This is a genomic window from Atribacteraceae bacterium (assembly GCA_035477455.1).
Taxonomy (GTDB): domain Bacteria; phylum Atribacterota; class Atribacteria; order Atribacterales; family Atribacteraceae; genus DATIKP01.
Genome location: DATIKP010000173.1, coordinates 1 through 21846 on the forward strand (window position 1 = coordinate 1; position 21846 = coordinate 21846).

The 21846-nt window shown below is 54.4% G+C and carries 17 protein-coding genes and 1 pseudogene; 16 read left to right on the top strand and 2 right to left on the bottom strand.

The genetic code is table 11. The features are described 5' to 3' along the window. Positions 1–246 (bottom strand): annotated as a pseudogene (locus VLH40_10480) (IS630 family transposase). Further along, positions 243–1463, bottom strand: a complete 1221-nt coding sequence (locus VLH40_10485; GenBank protein ID HSV32425.1) for a TIGR04013 family B12-binding domain/radical SAM domain-containing protein — start codon at positions 1461–1463, stop codon at positions 243–245. The pseudogene VLH40_10480 and the gene VLH40_10485 overlap by 4 nt, the downstream one beginning before the upstream one ends. 151 nt (positions 1464–1614) lie before the next feature. Here VLH40_10485 and VLH40_10490 point away from each other — a divergent pair, with 151 nt between their 5' ends. From VLH40_10490 to lpxA, 16 genes are all read left to right on the top strand, one after another. Continuing rightward, positions 1615–2598 carry an aldo/keto reductase gene (locus tag VLH40_10490; GenBank protein HSV32426.1) on the top strand — a complete coding sequence of 328 codons (984 nt, stop codon included), beginning with the start codon at positions 1615–1617 and terminating at the stop codon, positions 2596–2598. Between the two features lie 27 nt (positions 2599–2625). Continuing rightward, entirely contained in the window at positions 2626–3963 is a 1338-nt protein-coding gene (locus VLH40_10495; protein HSV32427.1) for an NADP-dependent malic enzyme, read from the top strand. Beyond that, complete coding sequence (locus VLH40_10500; GenBank protein ID HSV32428.1) at positions 3960–4799, top strand: fumarate hydratase; 840 nt, start codon at positions 3960–3962, stop codon at positions 4797–4799. The genes VLH40_10495 and VLH40_10500 overlap by 4 nt, the downstream gene beginning before the upstream one ends. Before the next feature lies 1 nt (position 4800). Next, the gene (locus tag VLH40_10505; GenBank protein HSV32429.1) at positions 4801–5352 is read left to right on the top strand and encodes a fumarate hydratase C-terminal domain-containing protein; all 552 of its coding nucleotides are present in this window, start codon (positions 4801–4803) and stop codon (positions 5350–5352) included. Between the two features lie 272 nt (positions 5353–5624). Next, entirely contained in the window at positions 5625–6467 is an 843-nt protein-coding gene (locus tag VLH40_10510) for a hypothetical protein (protein HSV32430.1), read from the top strand. Between the two features lie 63 nt (positions 6468–6530). Next, positions 6531–6716: a hypothetical protein gene (locus VLH40_10515; protein ID HSV32431.1), complete on the top strand. Its 186-nt coding sequence runs from the start codon at positions 6531–6533 to the stop codon at positions 6714–6716. Between the two features lie 49 nt (positions 6717–6765). Then, positions 6766–8919: a DNA topoisomerase 3 gene (locus VLH40_10520; GenBank protein HSV32432.1), complete on the top strand. Its 2154-nt coding sequence runs from the start codon at positions 6766–6768 to the stop codon at positions 8917–8919. A 328-nt stretch (positions 8920–9247) separates the two neighbouring features. Beyond that, positions 9248–10507 carry a UDP-N-acetylglucosamine 1-carboxyvinyltransferase gene (gene murA / locus VLH40_10525; protein ID HSV32433.1) on the top strand — a complete coding sequence of 420 codons (1260 nt, stop codon included), beginning with the start codon at positions 9248–9250 and terminating at the stop codon, positions 10505–10507. Between the two features lie 15 nt (positions 10508–10522). Next, entirely contained in the window at positions 10523–11542 is a 1020-nt protein-coding gene (locus VLH40_10530; GenBank protein ID HSV32434.1) for a rod shape-determining protein, read from the top strand. Between the two features lie 3 nt (positions 11543–11545). Then, positions 11546–13147, top strand: coding sequence for a SpoIVB peptidase S55 domain-containing protein (locus VLH40_10535; GenBank protein ID HSV32435.1), 1602 nt, complete (start codon positions 11546–11548; stop codon positions 13145–13147). 5 nt (positions 13148–13152) lie between these two features. Continuing rightward, positions 13153–16836 (top strand): translocation/assembly module TamB domain-containing protein, encoded by a 3684-nt coding sequence (locus tag VLH40_10540; GenBank protein ID HSV32436.1) that lies wholly within the window; start codon positions 13153–13155, stop codon positions 16834–16836. 157 nt (positions 16837–16993) lie between these two features. Next, on the top strand, positions 16994–18673 hold the full coding sequence (locus VLH40_10545) for a BamA/TamA family outer membrane protein (GenBank protein HSV32437.1): 1680 nt from the start codon (positions 16994–16996) through the stop codon (positions 18671–18673). Positions 18674–18753: 80 nt separating this feature from the next. Further along, complete coding sequence (locus VLH40_10550) at positions 18754–19266, top strand: OmpH family outer membrane protein (GenBank protein ID HSV32438.1); 513 nt, start codon at positions 18754–18756, stop codon at positions 19264–19266. Between the two features lie 32 nt (positions 19267–19298). Beyond that, positions 19299–20345: a UDP-3-O-(3-hydroxymyristoyl)glucosamine N-acyltransferase gene (lpxD, locus tag VLH40_10555; protein HSV32439.1), complete on the top strand. Its 1047-nt coding sequence runs from the start codon at positions 19299–19301 to the stop codon at positions 20343–20345. Continuing rightward, on the top strand, positions 20342–21148 hold the full coding sequence (locus VLH40_10560; GenBank protein HSV32440.1) for a UDP-3-O-acyl-N-acetylglucosamine deacetylase: 807 nt from the start codon (positions 20342–20344) through the stop codon (positions 21146–21148). The genes lpxD and VLH40_10560 overlap by 4 nt, the downstream gene beginning before the upstream one ends. A 63-nt stretch (positions 21149–21211) precedes the next feature. Further along, positions 21212–21846, top strand: a 635-nt coding sequence (lpxA, locus tag VLH40_10565; protein ID HSV32441.1) for an acyl-ACP--UDP-N-acetylglucosamine O-acyltransferase, incomplete at its 3' end; no start/stop codon positions are given.

The window sequence follows — 21846 nt, forward strand, 5'->3', positions numbered from 1 at the left end:
TACTTTATCCATAAATTCTAAAAAATCAGGCCGTCTTTTTTGTTTCGTTGTCTGTGTATGAACAAATCCGGTTGCCACTTGCAACGCAGCAAAGAGATTCAATGTGCCATGGCGTTTATAGGTGCTTTTATACCCACGTGCTATCTTTCCATTGTCAGTTTCGATATAACCGGTAGCCCGTTCCAGCGCCTGAATGCCGGGCTTTTCGTCAACGCATAAGACCAAGGCCTTCTCCGGTGGATTTAATTCTGTATCAATTGGCGGGCCAAGACTTCCTGGGTTTGCCATTGACCGAAAAGATGACCCTGGCGGGCCAAGGTTCCCAGGAAACGCCTTAGTTTTTGGTCGATCGGCCGGGGAGGCTGGTCGGCGTAAGCCGTACCGGGCAGAGGAAGAAAGGCGTGGGCATGAATTTTTGCCCCGCACTGAATCAGGCGACCGATGGTTTCCACCGTTTCCCGGATGTCCTCCTCGGTTTCCTCCGGCAACCCGAAGATGAAATCGACGATGGTTTCAAAACCGGCTGACCGAGCCAGTTCGACGCCGGTCAACACGTCTTCCCGGGTATGCCCCCGCTTGAGGCGGGCGAGGCTTCGATCGCTGCCGCTTTGTGCACCGATTACTAGGCGGTGGTTGTCGGTCAGATGGCGGACGATGGTGAGTATTTCCGGGGTGATGCTGTCCGGTCTCACTTCGGAAGGAAATGAGCCGAAGTAAATCCGCCCCTGGTTTCCAATGATCTTGCGCAAACCGAGAAGAAATTCATGAATGGCCTGCGGATTCGGAGTGATCCCGTCGACAGAACGATAACCGAAAGCGTTGGGTGTGACAAAGCGTAGATCAATGGCCCGCTGGAGGTGATTCAGCAAGCGTACGGCTTCAAAAACGGCCTCGGGACTTCGTTCTCGGATAGTCCAGCCGAACAGCGTACTGGTCTGGCAGAAACTACAGCCGTGCGGGCATCCCCGCCTTAACTCGATCGGACCGATCATGTTCCGATTCCGGGGAAAGGGAGGATAGCGGTTTAAATCCACTGGTCCACCGGTCAGAACTTGGGTTCTCTCCGGACAGTCCCCAGATTGAAAGCGCCGCACGATTTCGATGAACGCCGCTTCGCCTTCTCCCCGGACAATCCAAGCACAGCCTTCCTCGGTTGCGGGATCACCCGCAGTGATGTGCGGCCCCCCGGCAGCGATCAAGACCCGGGGGTTTACTGACTGCACTTTTTGAAAAAAGCCTCTTCGCAGTTGCGCGTCCACGCTCATCAGCGAACAGACGAGGAGACTTCGACCGTATTTCGGGAGTTCCTCAAGAAGCAGGCGCTCGGTTGGAAAAAGAAAAATTGGCGTCGTCGTCGCTCCCTGGTCGCTGGTTAACGCCCCCAGGAGAGCATGGAGACTGTTTCTGTGCCTTCGGGAGTACAGGATAAGCAACGGCCAGGGATCGCGCTGTAAGGGAATCATGAGGGTCCTCGCTTTTTTTTCGCTGATGATAGTATATGATGTCTGTGAAATTTGCGATATAGCCGGAGACCTCCGGGAGTTGGGAGGAAAACGGCACAGGGAGCCTTCCTATGGTATGATGGGGAGGAAACGATGCTTGGGAGGTAGAGCGGTGAATAAAAGGGTTTTTGACGGATGTGGATGGGCGGTCGGTGAGATAGGTTTTGGCGCCTGGGCCATCGGCTCAGGTTGGGGAAAAGTGAGCGAGGATGAGGCCTTGGCGGCCCTGCGCGCCGCTCTCGAGGCGGGGGTAAATTTTATCGATACCGCTGATGTTTATGGCGACGGACGGAGCGAAAAGCTCATCGGGCAGGTTTTGCGGGAACATGGCGGACGGATTTACGTTGCGACCAAGGCTGGACGGCGCTTGCATCCGCATCACGCCGACGGCTACACGGAGGCGAACCTGAATCAATTTGTCGATCGGAGTCTTACGAACTTGTCCGTAGATACAATCGACCTTCTGCAACTCCATTGCCCGCCGCCGGACGTCTACTACCGGCCGGAGATCTTTGCGATCCTTGACCGTATGGTCGATGCCGGAAAAATTCAGTATTACGGGGTGAGTGTCGAAAGGGTGGAAGAAGGACTCAAGGCCATCGAGTATCCCGGTGTGCGCAGTGTGCAGATTATATTCAACATGTTTCGTTATCGACCCGCCGAGCTGTTTTTCCACGAATGCCGGAAGAAAAACGTTGCTATTATTGCCCGGGTCCCGCTGGCTTCGGGCCTTTTATCCGGGAAAATGAAGCGAGATACGGTCTTTCCCGACGATGATCATCGCCAGTTTAACCGGTACGGTCAGCGGTTTGACCGGGGGGAAACCTTTTCCGGCGTCGATTACGAGACCGGCCTGCGGGCGGTGGACAAACTCAGGGTCATCAAGCCCGAGTCCTTTTCCATGACCCAGTTCGCCCTCAAGTGGATCCTGATGTTTCCCGAAGTGACTACGGTCATACCTGGTGCGAAAAACAAGCGCCAGGCCGAAGAAAACGCTCTGACTTCGCAATTGCCGCCACTCTCGGAAGAGATCATGGACGAAGTGGAGATCATTTATGAAGAACTGATCCGGGACGAGGTACATCATGCATGGTGAATCCCGGGGACCGACAGGGGGAAAATAATGATCAAAAAAGATGATCGGGCATTGAACAAGCCGTTACGCGAAGCGATGCAACTCCATCCCCTCTACCGGGGCAAGGTGGAGGTGACCTTGAAATGTCCGGTGCGGAACTATGACGATTTCGCCATCTGGTATACACCCGGTGTTGCCGAAGTATGTCGGGTGATCTTCCAGTCTCCCGACCGTTCCTATGAGTTGACCGGACGAGGGAATACGGTTGCCGTTGTTTCCGATGGAAGCCGGGTGTTGGGCTTGGGGAAAATCGGACCAGAGGCGGCCTTGCCGGTGATGGAGGGAAAGGCGCTCCTTTTTCGCTATCTGGGAGGAGTGGATGCCTGGCCCCTGTGTTTGCGGGTGAGTGACCCCTTGGAATTGATCGATCTGGTTAAAGCGATGGAACCGAGCTTTGGCGGAATCAACCTGGAAGACATTGCGCAGCCGGCTTGTTTTACGGTGCTCGAAACCCTTCAAAAGGAACTTTCCATCCCGGTTTGGCATGATGACCAACAGGGTACGGCGTTGGTCACCGTCGCTGGATTACTCGGGGCGCTGGCGGTGGTCGGTAAAAATCCCGATCGGATCCGGGTGGCGTTGATCGGTGCCGGAGCGTCGAATATTTGTATCGCTCGCCAGTTGATGCTTGCCGGAGTGAAGGGCGAGAATATGGTTTTGTGCGATAGCCGGGGAATCCTCAACCGCAGCCGTACCGATCTGAAGGACACCCATCCCTGGAAATGGGAGCTGTGCGAAAAGACCAATGGTGAAAATATTCATGGGGAAAAAGCGGAAGCGATAGAAGATCGGGATGTATTGATCGCTCTTTCCATGCCTGGTCCAGGGGTGATCGCTCCGGAGTGGATCAAGCGCATGAGACGGGATGCGATCGTCTTTGCCTGCGCCAATCCAACCCCGGAAATCTGGCCCTGGGAAGCCCGGGAGGCCGGTGCCCGGGTCGTGGCCACCGGACGGTCCGATTTTCCAAACCAGGTGAACAATTCGTTGGGTTTTCCGGGCCTTTTCCGGGGGGTTCTTTCCGTGCAGGCTTCCGCGATCAGCGATTCCATGTGCCTGGCTGCGGCTCGAGCACTCTATGATTATGCCGGAAAAAAGGGTCTTCGGGAAGACTACATTATCCCCAGTATGGAGGAATGGGAGGTCTATGTGGATGTCGCGGTCGCGGTCGCTGAACAGGCTCGCCGGGAAGGGCTCTCTCGCCGATCTCTTGGCGCGGACGAAGTACGGGCGGAGGCTGTGGCTTTGATCAGCCGGTCACAGGGGATGGTCAAGCGGATGATGGAAGAGGGGTTTATCCGCATACCGGAAGAAGAGAGGCCATGAAAGAGATCGCTTGGAACGACCTCGTCAGCCGCGTGGCGGGTGCCCTGCGGGAGATGAATATCGTTCCCACTCCGGTTCTGCAACAGGAAATGGAGCGGGTCTATGTACAGGAAACAGGACCCGGTCGGGACATGACCGGACAGATTCTCGAAAACTATCGGGAAGCTGGCCGTACCGGCTTCCCCCTATGCCAGGATACCGGAATGGTCAGCATGGACGTTTGTCTCGGGACTGAAGTGAAAATCACCGGCGGTGCCCTGGTCTGGGCTCTTGATGAAGGGATCCGGCAGGCTTACCAGACCGGCTGGTTTCGGAATTCGATCCTATCTGATCCTCTGTTCGGCACCAACACCGGGGACAATACCCCGGGGATTTATACTTTCGAAATCGTACCCGGCGAAGTGTTCCGGATCAAACTCCTGGTCAAAGGTGGGGGCTGTGACAATTTGAGTAGCCTGGCCATGCTCGAGCCAGGAAGCGGAAGCGAAGGAGTGGAAGAATTCCTGTGTCGGGTCATCCGGGAAAAAGCCGGACAGGCCTGCCCTCCTCTGGTGGTCGGGGTAGGCATCGGGGGGTCCGCCGCCTCAGTCATGCACATCGCGACCCGAGCCCTGTCTCGTCCCCTGAGGAGTCGCCATACCGATGACCGGTACCGGTACCTCGAGGACCGCTGGAAAGAAGTGGTCAACCGGACGGGGATCGGGCCCCAGGGGATCGGCGGAAAAACCACCTGCCTGGAAGTACGGGTGGAAGCGAAGCCCTGTCATATTGCCAGTGTTCCGGTGGGGATCGTCGCCAGTTGTCATGTGTTCCGGCAACGGGAACTGGAGTGGTAAGATGTATTTCCCGGAAGCGCGAATTATCCAAGCGCCGATTTCACAAGAACAGGTGTTGGACTTAGAAGCCGGCCAATGGGTCAGGCTGTTCGGTGCGGTCATTCTGGCGCGGGATACTACTCATCAAAAGCTTGTGGAAGACTTGGCTAAAGAGATTGATCCGCCGGTCCCCCTGGCTGGTTCGGTGATTTATTATGCCGGGCCCACGCCGGTTCCTCCGTACCGGGTCGTCGGTTCGATTGGCCCGACCACGGCCCAACGGATGGATCGCTTTTTACCGTTTTTTTTCGGCCAAGGAGTGCGGGCGACCATTGGAAAAGGCGAACGGAGTCGCGAGGCCTTTGAGCTTCACCAGCGATATCGGGCGATCTATTTTCTGGCCTGCGGAGGTGCGGCCGCCTATCTGTCCCGTTTTATCACAGCCTGCGAGCTGCTTGCCTACCCGGAACTGGGGACCCAGGCCTTACGGCGGGTTCATTTGGCTGGCCTTCCTGTGCTGGTGGCTTATGACGCCAGAGGAGGAAATATTTTTCACTATGCGGTAAAGACCTGACCCCCCGGGGAACGGAAGATTATCGGTTCCAACTCATATTTCACGTAACGGCTCAATTCCGATCGCCTGCCCGGCGGATCCATCGGCCGGTGGGGCGGCACTGGTATATGAAAAGTCGACCATTTCATTTGCCAGGAGTTAAGCAGTCGGCATGGCCGGCGGCATCGGGGATGAAGATCGAGGAGGGGATGAAAGGCGTAAGGTTTTTCATCCTTATACCCCTATACCCTTCTACCATGTATTTACAGAGGAGAGGAGGAGAGGAGACAGCGATGTTCTGGAATATTCTTGGGATCATTCTGTTGATCAGTTTTCTGTATCCGATCCTGCAGCGGAAAATCTTGGAACAGGAACGTTTGCGCCTGATCCACGGCATCGAAAGGAAAAGAAGAACCCGGGTCATCATCATGATTCACCGTCAGGAGGCTATGAGTTTCTTTGGCTTTCCGCTGGTCCGTTATATCACCATCGAGGATTCGGAAAATCTTCTGCGGGCGATCCGCCTGACGCCGGACGATGTGCCCATCGACCTGATCCTGCACACACCCGGTGGCCTGGTGCTGGCCAGTGAACAGATTGCACATGCCTTAAAAAAACATCCCTCCCGAGTAACGGTTTTCGTTCCGCACTACGCGATGTCCGGAGGAACGCTTATCGCCCTGGCCGCCGATGAGATCGTGTTGGACTCCTTTGCGGTGCTCGGACCGGTTGACCCCCAATTGCGAACGGCGCATTTTCAATACCCGGCTGTATCGATCGTGCAGGCGCTTCAGCAACCCAACCCTCATCGGGACGACGAACTGCTCATTCTCGGTGATATCGCCGGGAAGGCCATCGAGCAGGTCAAGCATACAGTCGAAGATCTGGTGCAGGATACCGTCTCCCGGGAACAGATCCCGGAGGTTGTCAAGCACCTGTCGGAAGGATGTTGGACCCATGACTTTCCGATTTTTTACGAAAAACTCAAAGAAATCGGCCTACCAGTCAAAGAAGGTCTTCCGGAGGATATCTGCGAGCTGATGAAGTTGTATCCGCAACCCCCCCAAACCAGTCCTTCGGTAGAATACATCCCCGGGCCCTACCGGCCCTTTCGAAAAAATCCGAAAAAAAAATAATAGGTGCTCCGTACCGGTGAGATATCTAGATATCTCACCCGGACTTGCGCTGGCCGACGAGATGTGGTAATAGTGATAACGCTTTTCGATCAAACACTCAAACAAGTCCCCTATCACCTGTCGATTTCCGGGTCAGTCCGGCAACCGGAAGGGATCCGGCGGCTGATCTTTATCTATTCCACCGTTCGTTCCGCTGCCGGTCTGGTGTCTCTGGTGACCGGGAACCGACGAGAACCCTTGACCGGTTAACCTTGAGAATAGGGATGAATGATTTCGGGAACAGGAGCGCGATACGTCTATGGGAAAAACGCTCATTATCACTGAAAAACCAAGCGTAGCAAGAGATCTGGCCCGGGTCTTGGGTAAGTTTACGAGCAAGAAGGAGTACCTCGAGTCACCGGATCATCTGATTACCTGGGCGATCGGGCACCTAGTGACCCTGGCCGAACCAGAGGACTACGATAGAACCTGGAAAGTATGGCGGGTCGCTCATTTACCAATCATACCCGACCGATTTAAACTCAAGGTGATCGACGCTAACCAGAAAAGATTCAAGGCGATCAAGGACCTCCTGTTAAACGACGGAGTCGATATGGTGGTCAACGCCTGTGACGCCGGGCGGGAAGGCGAATTGATCTTCCGTTATATCTACGAACTGTCTTGCTGTGACCAGCCGTTCAAACGACTTTGGTTATCCTCTTTGACCGCGCAATCGATTCGGGAGGCGTTTGCCAATCTCCGACCCGGAGAATCGTTCGACCTTCTGGCCGATGCCGCCCGCTGCCGGTCGGAGGGAGACTGGCTGGTCGGCATCAACGGGACACGGATTTTTACCACCCGTTTCAAGGTCCTGCTCTCGGTTGGCCGGGTTCAGACTCCGACTCTGGCCATTCTTGTCCATCGGGAAAAAGAGATACAGGACTTCACCTCGGCTCCCTACTGGGAAATTTTTGTGGAATTTTCCTCGGAAGCGAGGCGTTACGTGGGGAAATGGACCAACCGGGAAGACCGAACCTACGATCGGGAACAGGCCCAGGTTATCCGGGATAAAGTGGCGGGTCAGCCGGGAGTTGTCACTGAATATTCTGACCGTAGGATTAAAGAAGCCCACCCGCTGCTCTACGATCTCACCGAACTGCAACGGGACGCAAACAAGCTCTTTGGCCTTACCGCCCGGCGAACGCTCAACGCCGCACAGAAACTCTATGAAGCCCGAAAACTGATCACCTATCCCCGCACCGACTCACGCTATTTGTCTGATGACCTGTTTCCTCAGGTGGAGGGCGCTTGGTCGATGCTCAGGCAATGCGGTTTCCAGGAGTTCACCGGCCGTGCTCTCGATCGGAAAGAGGCCTTGGAGGACAAACGGGTTTTCAACACCCAGAAAATCTCCGATCATCACGCCATCATTCCTACCGGAGAGAACATCGAGTGGGACTCTCTCAAGGGCGATGAATACAAAATCATGGATTTGGTGACCAAGCGTTTCGTCAGTGTTTTTTTTCCGGATGCTCAGTGGGCTCATCGGCGGATCCGGACCGAGGTAGCGGGTGAACCCTTTGTGGCCAAGTCCAAGGTTCTGATCGAAGCCGGCTGGCGATCGGTCTACGGTGAATCGGCCCCCCAGGATGGTCAGGGATTTCTTCCGGAGTTGCGCAAAGGGGACTCGGTCACAACGGAAAAAGCTTGGGTGGAAGAGAAGGAAACCAAGGCTCCTCCCCGGTATAGCGAGGCGACGCTGTTGTCGGCGATGGAGGCGGCCGGCCGGTTTGTCGAAGACGAGGAACTGCGGGAGGCGATGAAGGAATCGGGAATCGGCACACCGGCCACGCGGGCTTCGATCATCGAGCGGCTCATCGAAGTCGGTTACCTGGACAGAGAGGGGAAGACTCTGATTCCAACTCCGAAAGGAATCGAACTGATCAACCTGGTGGAAGAAATTCCGGTCGCCGAACTGGCTTCTCCGCAATTGACCGGCGAGTGGGAAAAGAAATTGACTCTGATCGAGAAAGGAGCCTTTTCCCGGGAGACTTTTCTCTCCGAACTCAAGGCCATGACCAGGGAGATGGTCGGGAAAGTCAAGGATAAAGAGGTCAATGACGCCCGGGAAAAAATGAACCAGCCGCTGGGAAAATGCCCGCTTTGCAGCCAGCCGGTGATCGAAAACCGGAGCGCTTTCGCCTGTTCCCGCTGGAAAGAGGGCTGTCCGTTCACCCTGTGGAAGCGGGTCTTAGGCCGGGCCGTCAGCCGTACTCAGGCTCTGAGGCTGATAACAGCCGGCAAGACGGATAAGATTGCCGGTTTCCGGTCAAAAAAAGGCCGGAGTTTTGCAGCACGACTCGTCCTGCAGGAAAACGGGAAAATCGGTTTTGAATTCGATACGCCGGTGCCCGGGTCCCGGAAGAAGGCAAACACAACGGATTCCGGGAATGCGACGGCTGAAAACGGGTAAAGCGCCACAGAGACGTAGGGGCAAACTTGAGTTATAATAGAAGAGTCAACCTGTCGATGCCCGACGGTTATGACCACGAAAAATACAGTTGAGGGCTTAGAGTGGAGTGGAGTTGAAAAGTCGGTATGACCGACGACCTCAAGCATGATAATTGAAGATGGGAGGAAGTGCGGAAGAGTATTCACCCTTCTACCTATCACCGATCACCTGTTTTTCAGAGTACAGGGAGTGTAAGGGTAATGCGAAGAAGGATTCGCTGGAAACACTTGCCCCCAAAAGGCTTTTAACCCATTTACCCTTATGCTTTTATTCACAGAGGAGATGGAAATTGGAAAAATTTATCATTGAAGGAACGAAACCCCTCTACGGGGAAATCGAAGTCGGTGGCTCGAAAAACGCCGCTTTGCCCATTTTGGCTGCTACGCTACTCGGTGACACTCCTTCTTTGCTGTTGAACGTCCCCGATCTTCTCGATGTCGAAACCATGACCTGTGTGCTCAAGAGTCTGGGAGTCCAGGTCGAAAAACAGGGTTCGGGGACCTTCTTAATCGATCCCAGAACCCTGGACAAGTCCGATGCGCCGTACGAACTGATCAGAAAAATGCGGGCGTCATTTTTAGTGATCGGACCGTTGATTTCCCGGCTGAGGAAAGCCCAGGTTCCCCTGCCGGGTGGATGCGCCATCGGTTCCCGGCCGGTCGATCTCCATATCAAAGGGTTCGGTCATCTGGGAGTGCATGTTCACACTCATTCGGGGTATATTGAAGCCTGGGCCGACCGATTGCACGGCGGGGAGGTCTATCTTGATTTTCCAAGCGTCGGAGCCACTGAAAATATCATGATGCTCGCGTCGGCGATCGAAGAGGAAACGACGATCGCCAATGCGGCACGCGAGCCAGAGATCATTGATCTGGCCCGCTTTCTCCAGGCGATGGGGGCCGATATTCAAGGAGCCGGTACGGACACGATTATCGTCAATGGGACTGAAAAACTCCGGGGATGTGAGTACCGGATCATCAACGACCGAATTGAGGCTGGGACTTTTTGCATCATGGCCGCGATAACCAGGGGTGAAGTTGTGGTCAAAGGGGTGCACCCCTCCCTGATCCTTTCCATTACCACCAAACTCGAGGAAGTCGGAGCCCGGATCGAACGAATCGGTGACCAGGCGGTCCTGGTCGCCATGCAGGGCCGTCCCTGGGGAACCGACATCAAAACCATGCCTTACCCTGGTTTTCCGACCGATATGCAGGCCCAGTTCATGTCTTTACTTAGCTTGGCCGATGGGGTGAGTATGGTTACCGAGGCTGTTTTCGAGAGTCGTTTTGCGCATGTCGGAGAACTGGAAAGAATGGGTGCGAATATCAAGGTTGAGGGACGCAGCGCGGTGGTTTTGGGAGTGGAAAAACTGACCGGAACCCAGGTCACTGCCACGGATCTGCGGGCGGGTGCGGCTTTAGTGATTGCCGGCTTGGCGGCGGAAGGGGTTACCGAGATCTGCGGAGTTGTCCATGTGAACCGTGGCTATGAATCCCTGGTAAGCAAGCTCCAGACCCTGGGGGCACGAATAGAGAGAGTCAGCGAGTGAGTGGAGGGAGTTCCAATGTGGAATAAACGGTTGGGTATCGACCTGGGAACGGCGACAACGCTTATTTATGTTCAGGGTAAAGGGATAGTGTTGAATGAGCCATCGGTCGTCGCTGTTACCAAGGGAATGAATAACAAGGTTCTGGCGATCGGACGGGAAGCCTGGGAGATGATCGGAAAAACCCCCGAATATATCGTAGCTCACCGGCCGTTGAAGGACGGGGTGATCGACGACTACGAAATTACCCGGAAAATGTTGACGTATTTTATCCAACGGGTCTGTGGGAAAAGCATTGTGAAACCGGATATCGTCATTTGTGTTCCTTCCGGGGGCACTGAAGTTGAGAAGCGGGCGGTTTTGGATGCGGCTTATCATGCTGGAGCGCGTAAAGCGTACCTGATCGAAGAACCGATGGCCGCCGCGCTGGGAGCGGGACTCGATGTTGCCGAGCCCTCGGGAAGTATGGTGATCGATATCGGTGGGGGAACCACGGACATTGCCGTTTTGTCGCTGGGTGGAATAGTCGCCAGTCAATCGGTGCGCATCGGCGGCGATAAGATGGATGATTTTCTCGTGCGGCACCTCCGGAAGAAATTTAACCTGATGATCGGAGAACGGACCGCAGAAGTGCTCAAGATTGAGGTCGGTTCCGCTATGCCGCCCGATGAAGAGGTGGCGGCCCGGGTCAAGGGACGGGACTTGGTAACCGGTCTTCCCAAAGCGATAACCATCACTTCCTCCGAGATCTATAAGTGTCTTTACGAGCCGCTGGCAACCATTTTGGATGCCACCCGGGTTGTCCTGGAACACACGCCACCGGAATTGGCCGCCGATATCGGCGAGAAGGGGATTTGCCTGACGGGAGGCGGTGCGCTTTTACGGGGATTGGATGAAATGATTTCTAAGGCTTTGGGAACCCCGACCTATGTCGCAGAAGAACCAATTTCCTGTGTAGCCCTTGGTGCTGGCAAGGTTCTGGATAATCTAAAGTCTTTGCGGGACGGATTTCTCTATACCAAGGGAAGGAATGGGTAAAGAGTGAAAAGTAGTCACCGACTGAAACGTCTCGCCCTATGGACGAGTTTAGCGTTTTTCCTCCTCTTTTCCGGGGCTTCTGCAACGGCCGACGAATTTAGCTACCTTCCTCTGTCGGAAGTGACCCGGGGGATGTCCGGATATGGCCGTACGGTCTTTTATGGAACCACCATCGAGAATTTCGCCATTGAAGTCATGGATGTTGTCCGGGCCGAACGGGTTGAAGAGAGTTACTTTGTTATCCAGGTGGTAGACGAAAGGCTCCGCCAGCTGGGAGGAATATCGGCCGGTATGAGTGGGAGCCCGATTTACCTGGAAGGGGAGATCGCTGGGGCCCTGTCCTATAGCTGGGAAACCAGGGACAACCTGATCGGTATTGTCACGCCCATCGAGGCGATGATGCAACTGTGGGACAGACCGCGCGAGACGACCCTTGTCCAGGCCAATCCCTATTCCAACCTTCTGATGCTGGGTTTTGACGGGCGCGGCCAGGAACTCATTCGTCGCCACTCTTCCTTCAAGAGCCTCCTTGCTCTTCCCCGTCTTTTTCTTGGCCGCCCCGAAACCCAGGAGACCGGAGAACTCGAACCGGGCAGCGCCGTGGGGATACAATTGATCAGCGGCGATGTCGATGTGGTTTCCATCGGGACTCTCACCGCTCTGGACGGCGACCGATTTCTGGCCTTTGGACACCCCTTTCTCCACCGTGGTTCAGCCAACTACATTTTAACTTCGATGTTTGTCAATTTCAGCATCAAAGGAAAAGACTATCCCTTCAAAGTCGGTTCCCCCATTGAGCCGGTGGGCATTGTCGATGAGGACCGGACTGCTGGTATCAGCGGACGATTGAACATTTTCCCGTTGACGACTAAGTCCACGGTCGTAGTGGGGAAAGAGGCCGAGGGGTCGACCCGCAAATTTAATTTCGATATTGTGCAGGATGAGAAAATCATCGTCGAATTCATGCCGGGGGTGATTCTGGATTCCATCGACCGGGTCCTTGACAGCCAGATTCCCGGGAGTTCCCGGGTCACCGTCGCTATCGAAGCGGGTAACGAACTTTTTTTCAACGAGTTTTTTTGGGCCAGTCAATTGGATATTGCGAGCCTCGCAACCAATAATTTGGGAAAGATCCTCGAAATTTATTTTCTCAACCCTTTTGTCCCGGTGGTGGCTGAAAAAGTCGATATTCAGATTGTGATCACCCCTGAGGTACGGGAAGCCATATTCCAGTCACTTTCTCTCCCTTCTGAAGTGAAGCGGGGTGAGGTTTTAGAGGGGACAGTGGATATTCACCTGCACCGGAAAGGGACCAGAAGTATCGATTTTACTGTGCCGGTACCCTTCGATTTTCTCCCGGGCGAAACTGATGTAACGATTCGAGGCCTTGCAGGGGGGGTGATCGCACCGACTGCGGCCGTCGATTTTCAAACTTTCCTGGAAGATCGGTTGAACGAGATCAAGACCAACGGTTTTCTGGTCGAACTGAGCAGCAAAGGTGATGTTTACGGATATGAGGATAGTCGGACTTTTTATTCCCACCGGGTCTCTTTGCCCTTCGTGATGAACGGAAGCTACTCCGGGAGCATCTTGGTCAGGGAGTGACCCCCTTGAAGAAAGGATGGTTGGTTCTCGGTCTTGTCCTGGTTTTTGGTCTAGTGGTCTTAGTTTTCCAGGGAAACCGGATAACCAAATATCTCTTCACCTTGGTGCTTGATCGGTTCCAGGCCCTTGATCACCTGTATACGTTGGATTTTGAAGCCATTAGATATCAATGGCCACTGGGTTTGGTGCTGGATAATCTGGATATCCAGGGGGAAAATGCTCAGCTGAACACTCCTTCCCTGACGGTTCGCTGGTCTATCAGCGACCTCCTACGCGGGAACATCGTCCCCCTCCTTACAGCGGACCAGATAACCATCTCCACACATACTCTCACCTTCTGGTCGGATTTACCGACAATGAACCTCAGCGATCTTCCCGACTTTCGCCTCCTGGTTGAAAACCTCATGGTGGGTGGTCAAGGTGCGCTTCCCTGGACATTCTCGATCCGGGCTCAAAAAACAAGCGGTCGGATGGACGTGATTGCCGCCAGTGAATTGTTTTCTATGGAAGGAATCTACCGGACGGGAGAGTCGGCGCACTTGGTGGTGACCGGTTTTACCGTCTTGCCCGGAGCAGTTCTCCAGGCTGAATGGGATTTCCGAAACGAGATTGTTACGGCCGGCTTTACCAGCCTGGAGGGGATCTCTTTTTCGCTGGTTACCTCTCCCGAAGTTTCACTAGATGACCTTGTTTTATCCGATCTGCGTATAACTGCAGAGGGATGGGAAGGGTTCGTTTTTTCAGGGGAAGCCCGGCTTGCTCTCAGCGAGGGATTCCGAGGTCGTCTGGAAGGTTCCTGGCAGGATAACCAAAGAAATGGCGACATTACTTTGCTGTTTCTTTGTGCCCCGACGTTTGATGAAGTGGCCGGCACTCTGATCCTGGATTCGTCGGAACCTGCCGGCAGGGCACACAGTGATTTCGTCTGGACCCTGTCTACGGGAGCCCTTTGGGGAGAACTACTGGATGGTTCACACTGGTTTGGGAGTCCGCTCCGGGCGGTTTATGAGGGGCACCTGTCTTCAGTGGGTTTAGATGTGTTTTACAAAATCGCAGATTTTGACTGTGCCCTTTTACCGGTTCCGGGTCTGGTTGGAGTAGGGACTCTCGCGGGAAAAATTGAGTATGCTCCTTCGGATGGCTGGCAGGTGACGGGAGCATTTTCCTCCGAAGCGCTGACGGTCAACGGATTCATTCTACGTAACCCGCACCTGGATTTATATTTCAGCGAAGGTCAGGATATCGGTTTTGAGGGAAACGCGGCCCTTCTGGGCGGTACGGTGGGATTTTCCGGGACCTTCGGGGCCACTGGTTATAAACTGGCGGGACAGTTTCAGAACATCTCACCTGACTTTCTCTGGGATCCCGTTATTCCGGTGCGGGGTTCCCTGTCGGGAGACATTGAGATATATTCTCAGGAAGGAAACGGAGAAACGGTTGTGCGGCTGGCCCTGCACGACGGGACGATTTTTTGGGATGAGTTGGAAATTGGGAGGGTAGGCGGGGGAGAAGTCCTCCTGATTGGCGGGGACGTGCAGGTCTCCGGGATGCGGATTAACCAAGGAAACGGCTTTCTCGAAGGATCTTTTTCCCGTCAGGTCGAGACCAGTCGGCTGGAAGGGACCCTCACCGCCGGGGATTTTCTGTTTACTTCCCGGGTGGGAGAACAGGACCTGGCGATGGTTCTGAGCGGCCAGCTCGCTTTCCTCCAGGAACCGGATCATCGGGAGATGACCCTCGATGGGGAGGTGACGTCGTGGAGGCTGGGGGCTATCGCTGGAGACCGGGCCACGTTTCGCGCCGCGCTGGATGGGGAACGGATCGTAGTCGACCGGTTTGAAATTGCGTTTCCGCAGGGGACTCTTACCTTGGCCGGAGAGTGTGTTCCCTACCGTTTTATCGATTTGGCAGGGAACCTTAGTCAACTGAAGATACCGGAAAACGAATTCGGTTTCACGGCGGAATTGCTCGATGTGGCGGTGATGGTGCAAGGGAGCTGGGACGAAGTGTTTTTTACTTTCTCCGGACAGGGTCATAACCTCTCGATCGGCGAGGGACCGCTGGGAGAATCCTTTGAAATTGAACTGGCTGGCCGGGGCGCCCTCCCGAAACCGGGGGAAACGGTTTACTTGGAGAGATATCTCGATCCGTCATTTCTTGATAAAGGATTCCTGAGAATATACGGTGTTCAGTTGGACCAGCTCGGGTTGACGGTTTTCCAGGAGCATGGTTTGACCGGAACTGCGGACTTTTTCGGCGATCTGCTATTCGGGGAGGAGCGCTGGGTGTTTGAGACGAAAAACCTGCTCATTCGTTCTCCGGCGGGATTGACCATTACCGGTGATCTTGCGGGGTCCTTTGTGGAGGGAAACGTGCATCTGACCCGGATCCAACTGTTCGAAGCCCAAAAAGGATTAAGCGTAATCGGCAGCGGAGTTTTCGATCCAGTGGAAGGAGTAGCCGCGCAGTTGCGGATCGAGGCCGACATCCGGCACGTTTTTCAGGACCACTTGGTAGACGTTCACCTGGTTGGCTCTTCCGAACTCACCGTAGAAGGCCTCCCGGACGACCTGCGGATTGGTGGTGACGTTTTCATCCGGAAACTAATCGTTTCCCGCGGAGGGGAAGAATTGCTGCGGTTCAGCGATCTCGAGGGACATCTGGAAGAAAGTACACTACTGATCAAGGGGGGGGTGGGAGAGGTGGCTGGGTTTCTTTTTCGACCCCACGGGGTCGTCTCGAGCGAGGGGATCGACCTGACCCTGGCCTTACGGGAGGAGGAAGGAGGAACGCCTGTCTTCGCCGGCCTCACGGCGGGACAATGGCGGGGAACTCTTACCCTGTCCGGGTTCTGGGATGATTTACAGGGAACGGGTGATCTGATCCTGTACGGTGGGTTGATCGATAAGACGCAACTCTCCACGGTACCGGGTACCCTGGATACCCTCGGAGAGATCGAACGCAGTTTCCACAAAATCCCCTTTCCGGTGAAGCTCTCCTTGCGGGTTGGTGATGCGCTCAAAGTAAAGACCAGGTTTCTTGACCTGACCATGAGCGGCGGTTTGGAGGTTCTTTTCCACCACGGCGAGACCGATATGGCCGGACGGCTCGCTGTGGTGGAAGGAGAGTATGATCTGGTGATGCACTCCTTCCCTCTGCAGGGATATGTGGTTTTCGGAAACCTCTTCGGATTCGTTCCCCAGATTGATTTTGAGGGACGAAAACAGATTGGGCGCCATCAGGTTACCCTACGCGCGAGCGGACCGCTTGATGATTACCGGTTTAATCTGGAAGCGCAGCCCGATCTGAGCCAGGAAGAACTGCTCTCCCTGTTAATATTGGGTTCGACCGAGGCCTATGGCACGCTTGACCGGATCAAACTTACCGGACCGCTTTTACAGGGTATTCAATTTCTTCTCGGAGACCCGAAAAGCCGGTTAACCGAAGACCTTTTTTTTGATTCCATCGAGTGGAAAACTCCGGGAGCGGAAGAGGACGACTTTTTTGGCTTCACATTGAATAAGGAGTTTGGCGAAAACCTTATCATCTGTTTTACTCAGGATTTGAGTGGGCAGTCCCGTTCTTCTGTCGGTCTCTCCCTAGACCTGAATCAGGAATGGTCTTTCCAGGCCGAACTGGCACAGGAAGGAGCCGTGGAATGGATGCTCGAATACCATACGCGATTTTAAGCGGAGACCGGAAAAAAAAGCATTGCCTATTTCCCGCCTGGCGAATACAATTGAAGGGGCGAGAACGGGTGGTCCGGTCTGGACAAGGAAAGGAGCCGATGTGAACCTTATGGTGCATACGATAGATTCTAGCGCGATACAAAGGAGGGTACCCGTAGTGAAGAGCACCAGAACGAAGCATGTCTTTTGGGCGCTGTGCATCCTTCTTGTTGTCTTTTTTTCCTGGAGCGCGGTGATTGCCCAGGTAGCCCCCCCCGTGGTCGCCATTCGGGTGGAAGGACATCAAAACATTAGTATGGACCTTATCTTATCCGCTGTCGAGTTGTCCCTGCGGGCACCTTTCAATTCGGAAATAATCCGTAACGATATCAATTCTATCTACGCCCTGGGATATTTCTCTAGAGTCTGGGTGGACACCGTCAGCTATCCGGACGGTATCGAAGTCATTTATAAAGTGGAAGAATTTCAGGTTATTAAGGAAATCCGCATCGAGGGAAACACGGTTGTCGAAGATGAGGTTTTATCCAACGAGATGGTTATCGCCCCTGGTCAGGTAATGAACTGGGAGATTTTTCAAAGGGACTTGGAACGGATCAAGGCGGCCTACAGTAATAACGGCTTTCTGGTGACTGCCATCGACGGGATCGGCTTTCAGGACGGCATTCTTACTTTCCAACTCCATGAGGGAATCATCGAAGCGGTGGTTTTCGAAGGCCTGGAAAAGACCAGCGAACATGTGGTCCGCCGGGAGCTGGTTTTTGCTGCACCTGTCGTCTTCGATTTTTCTTTGATCAACCGCAGTATGCGCGCGATCTTTAACCTTGGGTTTTTTGACGACGTTACCATAAAACTGGAGCCGGGTAGCGCGCGGGACATGGTTGTTCTGAATGTCAGGGTGCTGGAAAAGCTGACCGGTCAGGCCGGAGCCGGGGTGGGATATAATGCGGAAGACGGCTGGCTTGGTTTTGTCCGCTACCAGGAAATCAATTTCGGAGGAAATGCGCAACGAGTGGAGCTGCGTTATGAATTCGGAGCTCGGACTCTCTACCGTTTTTCATTCGAAGAACCCTGGTTGTTCGATACACCGACTTTCTTCGGACTGGAAATCCACGATCAGGTCCGGTTGCGCAAATACCGGATCGATCACGAGATTGTCGGGAGATATGAAGAAGGGAGAGTCGGCGGGCAGGTCACGCTCGGTAGGAATTTTGATGAGGAGTGGCGCTGGCGGTTACGCTATAAAACCGAGGAAATCACCCTGACTCACATCGAGGGAGAGATGCCCAACCGGGATGGTCGAATCAACACGCTGACGCCTTCGATCATCTACGATACACGGAATACCCCCCTCAATCCATCGGAAGGGTGGTATGGTATCCTGCAAGTGGAAATGGCCGGACGATTTCTGGGAGGCGATCAACACTATACGAAATACTCTCTGGATCTTCGAAATTATATCCCGGCGGGCGAGGAAGCGGTGGTGGCTCTCCGCCTACAGGCCGGACTGGCTGATACTGTCCTCCCGGAGTACGATCAGTTCGCGATTGGCGGTGTCGGCTCTTTACGGGGTTATGATCTTCATGAGTTCCAGGGGGATAAAATGTTGCTTTTCAACCTAGAATACCGCTGGGAAATCGCCGAGGGCACCCAAGTCGTCTTTTTCGGTGATGCCGGCTACGCTTGGGATCTTGACGATGCGATCGATTTTGGCGATATCCGGACCGGTTATGGAATAGGTTTGCGGGTCGACACCCCGATCGGTCCCCTCAGCTTGGACTACGGGATCGGAGAAGATAGGCCGCCTCAGACGTATTTTAGCATCGGTCACACATTCTAACCCGGTCTGTAACTGGCACACGGCGCATATGATCATGGGGGTCGATGGGACCCTGAGCTTGGAAAGGGGAGTTGTTCTATATGTTCGTGCAAAAAACGCTTCTGGTTGCGGTAGCCTTCATCATCGGTCTGGTGATCGGTGTGCCGGTTTTCGCAGCGACGAATCCGCTTGACCCGTCAACGATTGGTTTGGTGGACATCAACCGGATTTTTGATACTCATCCGATCACTTCTCAATTGGCTGAACTTGAACGGGAACTGGTGACCGAACTGGAGAAGAGACAGCAAGATCTCAACGCAAGAGGTAGGGGGAAGACCCGCGAAGAAGTTCAGGCACTGGAAGCGGAAATGAACCTGGAGTGGGAGCCGATACGAGACGAGATGATCCGCAAAAGGCAGGATTTTATCGATCAGCGTTATCTGAGTGTTATCGAGGCGATCCGAAAGATCGCCGAAGAGATGAACCTGGTTTTGGTCATTCGGAGAGAAATGCGGATCCCGGTTGGAGAACGGGAAATGCTGGAAATGCCGGTCGTGCTCTATGGCGGGGTCGATATAACCGAGCAAGTCGTGGCAGCTTTACGGCCATCGTAGACGATAGGCCCGATAACGGAGTTTACGTTTCATTGCAGCTGCGAGAGATTGTCAATATTACCGGGGGTCGCCTGGCAGGCGACCCCGCTTTTCATGTTTACCGGTTGAGCGTGCCCGAAAACGCGGGGAGCCACGACTTGGTTTTTGTTTTCGATACAAAAGCACTGGCGGATATTTCCCGCAGTCGAGCCTTGGCCGTGGTCAGCAGAGCGGACCACAGGATTTCCGGGAAGTATATGCTTTTTGTCGATAACCCACGGCGGGCTTTTATCCAACTAGCCCCCTTTTTTACAAAAACGACTAGGCCGGCTCCCGGGATCGATCCTCTGGCGTACATCCATCCCACGGCTAACATTGCGGCCGGAGTTCATGTCGGTGCTTTTGTGTACGTTGGCGCCGGGACGTTCATAGGCCGGGATACCTGCTTGTTTCCCCAGATCTATATCGGAGAAAACGTGACCATCGGTTCCGACTGTATTCTCTATCCCCATGTGGTGATTCGGGAAGGTTGCCGGTTGGGGGACCGAGTCGTCCTGCATCCTGGGGTGATTATCGGGGGAGATGGTTTCGGATATGAAGCGGAAGAAGGGGGAATGGTTAAAATTCCTCACCTGGGGACGGTTGAAATCGGGAACGACGTTGAAATCGGTGCCAACGCAACGGTCGATCGGGGAACCATCGGGTCTACCCGGATCGATACAGGAACCAAACTGGATAACCTGGTCATGGTGGCTCATAACGTGAACATTGGGAAGCACGTGGTCATTGCCGCGCAAAGCGGGCTGGCCGGCAGTGCCCGGGTCGGAGACCATACCTTGCTGGGTGGTCAGTCCGGGGTCGTTGACCATATTAACGTAGGACGTTCCGTCAAGATTGCAGGCCGGGCTGTGGTAACCTCAGACATTCCCGATCATTCTTTCATTTCGGGTTTTCCAGCCCAGGATCATCGTCTTGAACTGCGGGAAAGGGCGCAGGCGCGCAGACTGCCGACACTATGGACGCGTATCAAGGAACTGGAGAAGGCTGTTTTCGGAAAAGAGAAACCCGGACGCCGCAACGGACACTCCAACGTTCCGTGACGGTTTCTGGCTATGGGCTGCATGGGGGAGCGGCAGTCACCGCGACGCTCAAGCCCGCGCCAGCGGATCACGGCGTCGTTTTTCAAGTCCGCTCTGGAGGACGAAAGACCGAGATTCCGGCCCTGGTCCAATATCTGCTCCCCAGTGAACGATCGACGGCCCTTGCTCGGGCCGGGGCTGCAATTGGTACTGTTGAACACTTATTGGCCACGTGTCGGGGAATGGGTGTAGACAATTGCCTGGTGGAAGTCTTTGGCGATGAATTGCCCGGCTTTGACGGCTCGTGTCGGATCTGGCGGCAGGCGATGGTTGATGCGGGATGGAGGGAACTTCCGAAGTACCGGAAAGAGTTGGTGGTGGAGAAACCACTGATGGTTTCCCAAGACGATTCCTGTCTGTGTATTTCTCCCGCACCGGTGTTCGGTGTACGGTTTTTGCTTGATTATTCCCCCAGTTCCACTCGGCTCCAATGGGTTTCCTGCATCGAACAGGACGGGTATTTCGATGGGCTGGCCCAGGCTCGCACGTTTGCCTTCCGCTGGGAAGTTGCAGATATACTCCGTTATGGACTGGGCCAGGGGGTACGCGACCAAGCCTTTCTGGTTGGAGAAGCCGGGGAAGACCCTGCTAATTTACGAATGCCGGGGGAAGCCTCGTACCATAAAATAGTGGATATTATTGGAGATATAATGCTGACTGGCATTCGCATCCGGGGCGAATTTGTCGGTATCCGCTCCGGTCACGCCCTGAATCACCGGCTGGCCGCGCTGCTTGCAAGCGGACTCAACGATGAGAAACCATAGCCGTTATTCGGAAGAAAGATGGGTGATCCCGGTCAGGACCTACCCGGAAAGGACGAATGAGTATTGAGGAAAATTGATACAACAGCCTTGATTGAAGATGGCGCGGTCTTGGGCCAGGGGGTCGAGATCGGACCTTATGCGATTATCGGAGCCGGTTGCCGAATCGGCGATGGGAGCCGGATAGGTGCTTTTACCATTTGTGAAGGGCGGGTCGTCATTGGGATCCGCTGCTCTATTGGACACCATGCGGTGTTGGGTACACCGCCGCAGGATGTTTCCTACCAGGGAGAAGAGTCGGGGATCGAGATCGGTGACGAAACCATTATCCGAGAGTTTGTCACCATCCACCGGTCCACCGGTCTAAAAAAGTGGACCCGCATTGGCAAAAAATGTTTTATTATGGCCTATGGCCATATCGCCCACAACTGCCTGATCGGAGATGAAGTTACCTTGGCTAATGGCAGCACCCTGGCTGGCTACGTCACCGTCGAGGATCAGGCAACACTCAGCGGGTTGGTGGGTGTCCACCAGTTTGTGCGCATCGGGCGACTGGCGATGATCGGCGGTCTGTCCAAGGTGATCAAGGATGTACCTCCGTATACCTTGGCTGATGGTCATCCGGTGAAACTCTATGGGTTGAACAAGGTCGGTATGCAGCGCAGAGGGGTGAGCCAGAAAGACCGAGAAGTGATCAAAAA